This is a genomic window from Cereibacter changlensis JA139, assembly GCF_003034985.1.
GTDB lineage: Bacteria > Pseudomonadota > Alphaproteobacteria > Rhodobacterales > Rhodobacteraceae > Cereibacter > Cereibacter changlensis.
In genome coordinates this window covers 1-651 of sequence record NZ_PZKG01000410.1, presented here as the reverse complement: position 1 = coordinate 651, position 651 = coordinate 1, and the positions used below count along the sequence as shown (strand labels likewise).

Here is a 651-nt window from a genome sequence, read left to right as displayed (position 1 = left end):
AGCCGCGAGATCGTCGGCTCTATCGTCGGCAAGGTGACGGATCAGGCCGTCGCCGCCGCGCCGCAAGATCCGACCGCGGACTTCTCCGCGCAGACAGATCCCGACGCCTTCCGAAGAGCGCCGGCTCGCGAGGCCACACTTGGCGCACCCGGCGACGAGCGCGTCGTCAATCTCGATGCTGAGAGGGCGAATGCAGAAAGCAGGGTGTCGGGCTATGAGAGCGATGCGCAATCGGAGAACACCGGGCGGCTGCGCTACCAGAACGAGCGCAGCGCCGAAGTCAGGGGCGAGTACAACAGCGCCGCACGCTCGGCGACGGAAGGCGCTGATCAGACCATCACCGGCGCAATGTGGGGCAGGGTGACGCGAATGCTGAACCTCGATGAGAACGACGTTGCGGCCTTGCGGCAGGCGCACCCGGAGGCATGGTCCTCGCCGGGCGCGGCGCTGGACTACTATGGGGCGAACCCAGACAAGTTCCAGGAAGTGACGGGCCGCCCTTTCGTTGATGGCGACGGGTTAGGCCCGTCGCCCGACAACCGCAATGCTGCGCACCATCCGACGCCTATGCCGGCCAAGGACATGACCATGCCGGACCGGGACGTGATGATCCGCACCGTGCTGGGCGAAGCCGCCGGCGAGGGCATGGAA

General features: G+C 67.0%; 1 pseudogene. It reads left to right on the top strand.

The window, feature by feature from the left end:
• A pseudogene (locus tag C5F48_RS25565) lies at nucleotides 1–651 on the top strand (conjugal transfer protein TraG N-terminal domain-containing protein); the annotation flags it as partial.